4 protein-coding genes are annotated in these 4,944 nt (G+C 67.1%); 2 read left to right on the forward strand and 2 right to left on the reverse strand.

Translation table 11 applies throughout. The features are described from left to right. Positions 1 to 993, reverse strand: a 993-nt coding sequence (locus tag EB084_19415) for an adenosine deaminase (protein NDD30432.1), incomplete at its 3' end; no start/stop codon positions are given. A gap of 167 nt (positions 994 to 1,160) precedes the next feature. On the opposite strand from EB084_19415, the gene EB084_19420 reads away from it, so the two are divergent. Both EB084_19420 and EB084_19425 read left to right on the forward strand, forming a co-directional pair. Beyond that, positions 1,161 to 2,891 carry an NAD+ synthase gene (locus EB084_19420; protein ID NDD30433.1) on the forward strand — a complete coding sequence of 577 codons (1,731 nt, stop codon included), beginning with the start codon at positions 1,161 to 1,163 and terminating at the stop codon, positions 2,889 to 2,891. A gap of 30 nt (positions 2,892 to 2,921) precedes the next feature. Next, positions 2,922 to 4,244 carry a hypothetical protein gene (locus EB084_19425; GenBank protein NDD30434.1) on the forward strand — a complete coding sequence of 441 codons (1,323 nt, stop codon included), beginning with the start codon at positions 2,922 to 2,924 and terminating at the stop codon, positions 4,242 to 4,244. A 32-nt stretch (positions 4,245 to 4,276) separates the two neighbouring features. Here the strand turns inward: EB084_19425 and EB084_19430 are convergent, their stop codons facing one another. Beyond that, positions 4,277 to 4,654, reverse strand: coding sequence for a hypothetical protein (locus EB084_19430; protein ID NDD30435.1), 378 nt, complete (start codon positions 4,652 to 4,654; stop codon positions 4,277 to 4,279). Between the last annotated feature and the right edge of the window lie 290 nt (positions 4,655 to 4,944).

Below are 4,944 nucleotides of genomic sequence, written 5' to 3' on the forward strand. Positions count from 1 at the left end.
ATGCCCCCCGCTCACGAACGAGGCCTCGCAGGCCCAGGCGTTGCACTGGATGGCCTGCTCCACCGTGACCGCGCCGGCGGCGATGTGGCTGTCGATCTCCTCGCGCAGCGACACGCCGAGCATCTCGGGGCCATCGGTGTTGAACGAGTAGCGCACCCCGTGACGGTCGAACTTGCGCAGCACCTCTGACAGATGCTCGTGATCGCGCAGCACGCCGGTGGCGTAGTTCGACGTGGGACAGACCTCGAGCAGAATCTGCTTCTCTGCCACCACGTCCATGAGCTCAGGCATGAGCGCCGCCTTGACCCCGTGGCCGATGCGATGGGGCGCGAGGAACTCGATGCACTCGTGCATGGCCTGCGGGGTGCCGCTCTCGCCCGCGTGGATGGTGATGCCCAGCCCCCAGTCGCGCGCCTGCTTCATGAGATCGGCGTACTCGCGGTAGTTGTAGTCGGCCGCCTCGGGGCCGGCCATGTCGATGCCCACCACCCCCGACTGCACGCGATTGTGCTTGTAGGCCTTCTCGACGATGACCCGGTTGAGCTCCATGCCGAAGGCCTTGTCGAGACAGAGCACCAGCCCCGCCTGCACCGGGTACTCCATGCAGGCGCGCTCCATGCCGCGGGCCGCGGCGGCGATGATGTGGTCGAGGTCGCGCTCGCCGCCGCGATTGCGCTTCATCGGGTTGAAGCGCAGCTCGAGCACGCCGATGTTGTTCTTGCGGTAGGCGCCGCCGATGATGGCGTACACCGAGGCCTCCATGGCAGCGGGGCTCGACTGGATGAGCTCGGTGATGTGGAACAGCTGCAGGTACTCTTCGAAGGTCTTCACCCGCTGACCCGAGGTGGTGATGAGATCGACGAAATCCCAGTAGCTCTTGCTCGGGAGCTTGATGCCCTGGCTGTGACAGATCGACCACATGACCGCCGGGTCGACAGCGCTTCCCACGTGGCAGTGCAGCTCGGCAAGGATGGTATCGGCAGGCAGGCTCATGCCCGTGGAGGTTGCCCGCGGCGGGCGCGAGTCCTGCCGACCCCCTTTGGCTGGCGCCTCGCGGTCCCCGTTGAAGGAACGCCCCCTTTTCGCTGAGAAGCAGGTTCGGCCGCCCGGGGGCTGATGGGACGCTCCCACCCGCACCCCTTCGCAGATCGGAAGCATCGATGACCACCCTGCGCGTCGCCATGGCCCAGATGAACTGCCACGTGGGCGACATCGAAGGCAACACGAACGCCATCATCTCGCGCATCGAAGAGGCACGCGCCCAACATGCCGACATCGTGGTGTTCCCCGAGCTCGCCATCACCGGCTATCCGCCGGAAGACCTGCTGCTGCGCGCCGGATTCCTCGACGAGAATCTGCGCGCCCTCGACCGCATCCGTGCCGCCACCCGGGGCATCACGGCGGTGGTGGGCTACGTCGACGTGGGCGACGACATCTACAACGCCGCCGCCGTGCTTCACGACGGGGCGCTGGCCGGCGTGCACCGCAAGATCTTCTTGCCCAACTACGGCGTCTTCGATGAAGACCGCTACTTCCGCCGCGGCGATGACGTGAGCGTGTTCGAGCGGGCGGGAGTGGTCTTCGGCGTGGGCGTGTGCGAGGATCTGTGGTACCCGGAGGGCCCGGCCCACGACCAGTGCCTGCGCGGCGGCGCCCAGGTCATCATCAACATCAACGCCTCGCCCTTCCACGCGGGCAAGTGGATGCAGCGCGATCGCATGCTCTCGACCCGCGCCGCTGACAACAACTGCTTCATCGTCTACACCAACTGCGTGGGCGGACAAGATGAGCTCGTGTTCGACGGCCACTCGACCATTCACGAGCCCGGCGGATCGCTGCTGCTGCGCGGCCCGGCCTTCGAAGAGGGCCTGCTGGTGGCCGATCTCGAGGTCTCGAAGAGCTTCCGCACCCGCCTGAAAGACCCGCGCACGCGCAAGGAGCGCGTCACGAACGAGACGGCACTGCCCATCAACCACATCGTTCTCGCCACCCCGCCTGCAGCGCCCCGGGATCCCCTGCCCGCCGCGGAGAGCGCGCCGCCCCCCGGGCGCTGGGAGGAGATCTACAAAGCCCTCATGATGGGCGTGGGCGACTACGTGCGCAAGAACCGCTTCCGCGGGGTGGTCATCGGCCTCAGCGGGGGCATCGACTCGGCCCTCACCGCCGCCATCGCAGTCGACGCCCTGGGTCCGGAGCGGGTGATGGGCGTGGCCATGCCGTCGGTCTACTCGGCGAGCGAATCGCTGCGTGACGCCCAGGCCCTGGCCGACAACCTGGGCATCCGGTTTCTCACGGTGCCCATCGGCGAGGTGTTCGAGACCTTCACCCGAGAGCTCACCCCCCACTTCGAGGGGCGGCCCGTCGATGTCACCGAGGAGAACCTGCAGGCGCGCATCCGCGGCAACCTGCTCATGGCGCTGTCGAACAAGTTCGGCCTGATGGTGCTCACCACGGGCAACAAGAGCGAGGTCGCCACAGGCTACTGCACGCTCTACGGCGACATGTGCGGCGGCTTCTCGGCGCTCAAGGACGTGCCGAAGACCTGGGTGTTCGCGCTGTCGCGCTACCGCAACTCGGTGGGGCCTGTGATTCCTGAGTACACCATCACCCGCCCGCCGTCAGCCGAGCTGCGCCCAGACCAGCGGGACGACGACAGCCTGCCGCCCTACGAGGTGCTCGACCCGATTCTCGAGCTGTACGTCGAGCTCGACACCCCCTTCGACGAAATCGTGGCGCGCGGATTCGACGCCGACACGGTGCGTCGCGTCATGCGGCTGGTCGATCTCAACGAGTACAAGCGGCGCCAGGCCGCGCCGGGCGTGAAGATCACGCCTCGCGCCTTCGGCAAGGATCGCCGCATGCCCATCACAAACGCCTTCCGCAGCGGCTGAACGCTGTAGCAACACAGGAGGACAGCTCTCATGGTGCGCATTCCCAAGCGCCTGGTGGCCGGCGGCATCGCCCTCGGCGTGGCCACCGCGATCCGTCGTCGAGGGCGCACCCGCGCCCCGCATCCGGTGTGGGCGCGCGACGCCGTCATCTACGAGCTGAACACGCGCCAGCACACGCCGGAAGGCACCTTCCGCGCCCTGCTCGGGCGGGTGAAGGAGCTCAAGGCGCTGGGCGTCGACATCGTCTGGTTCATGCCCATCCACCCCATCGGGCAGGTGGGTCGTAAGGGCAGCCTGGGCAGCTACTACGCCATCACCGACTACATGGCGGTGAACCCCGAGTTCGGCACCATCGACGACTTCCGCCGCCTCGTCGACGCCTTCCACGCCGAGGGCATGCGTGTGATCATCGACCTGGTGGCCAACCACACCGCGTGGGACAGCCCGATGACCACAGCCCATCCGGAGTGGTACAAGAAGGAGCGCAATGGGCGCTTCAAGCAGGCGCACCCCGACTGGGAAGATGTCATCGGCCTCGACTACCGCAACCGCGCGCTGCGCGAGTACATGTACGGCATGATGGAGTACTGGGTGCGTGACGTGGGCATCGACGGCTTCCGATGCGACGTGGCAGACTACGTGCCCACCTCGTTCTGGGAAGAGGCCCGCCGCCGCCTCGAGCGCATCAAGAACGTGTTCATGCTGGCCGAGGCCGAGAGCCCAGAGCTGCTGCGCGCGGCGTTCGACTGCGACTATGCCAGCAACTACTTCCACCTGTTCTGCCGGCTCGCGAAGGGCGAGGCCAGCACCGAAGATCTCGACGCCCTCATCGAGAAGCAGCATCAGACCTACCCGCACGGCGCCTGGCGCATGATGTTCACCACCAACCACGATCAGAACACCTGGCTCGACAGCGACGTGAACCTCTACGGCCAGGATGGGGCGCGGGCCTTTGCGCTGCTGTCGTTCGCGCTGCCCGGGCGACCGCTCATCTACAGCGGACAGGAGGTGGGCAACCCCAAGCGCCTCGCCTTCTTCGAGCGCGACCCCATCGACTGGCACACGCCGGGCGCAAAGGCCATGCGCGCCTTCTACACGCGACTGTGCCAGGTGTACCGCAGCCACGGTTCGCTGCGCCACGGGCGCATGCGACGGCTGAAGTCGACGGCGCCGATCTACGCGTTCTGGCGCGAGGCGCGGGGAGAGACGCCCGTGCTCGTGGTGGCCAACCTGTCCGGCGAGTCGGCGGCCTGGCAGTTCCCGCGCAAGCCGCTCACCGATCTCATGACGGGGGCCACCGTGCGCGGTGAGCTCACCGAGATCCCGCCGTGGAGCACCTTTTTGCTGGCGTGAGCGGGCGCGGCGGCCTCGATGCCGCGAATGCCCTAGAGCGGAATGAGAAGGTCGGTGCGCAGCATCGACGAGACCACGGCGTTCATGACCTGAACGTCGTCGACCAGGCCGCCGGGCTGAAAGTCGCGGTCGCCGTCTGAGGCGTCGAGGAAGTACCTCACCGCCGCCTGGATGGCGCGACGATCGTCTTCGCTGGTCATCCCGGTGACACCGCGCAGCAGCACCCGCGAGCGATCGGCGAGCGCCTCGGCGTGCCGCAGGTCGATGCCGCGCCCGGTGCGCTCCTCGAGGTCGAGAATGGTCTGAAGATGGGCGTCGACGTCAGCGAGGAGCGACGTCTCCGGAACGAGGTCTCGGGCCAGCAGCCGCTCGAAAGCGTCGCGATGGGCTTCAGGGATGCGCTCGATCATGATTGCCTCCAGATCTACAGGTTCATTGCACGCGCGGGATCGATCCTGCCGGCCTCCCCCCCAGCACATCACCGGCGAACCGGTTACAATTCGGACACAGTTCCGTGAACTGAACGTGATATTCTCTCGCCCGAGAGCGCGCGATGCGCATGGTTTTGGAGGGGATGTCCATGATCCAGAAGGTTGACGCTTCCGTTCGTCAGGCCGGCACGGCCCGCACGACCACCCGACGTGGCCGACAGGCCTCCGCGCCCGCCGCGCACCCCAAGAAGGGCAGCATCGCCCTCGAG

This window comes from Pseudomonadota bacterium (genome assembly GCA_010028905.1).
Taxonomy (GTDB): domain Bacteria; phylum Vulcanimicrobiota; class Xenobia; order RGZZ01; family RGZZ01; genus RGZZ01.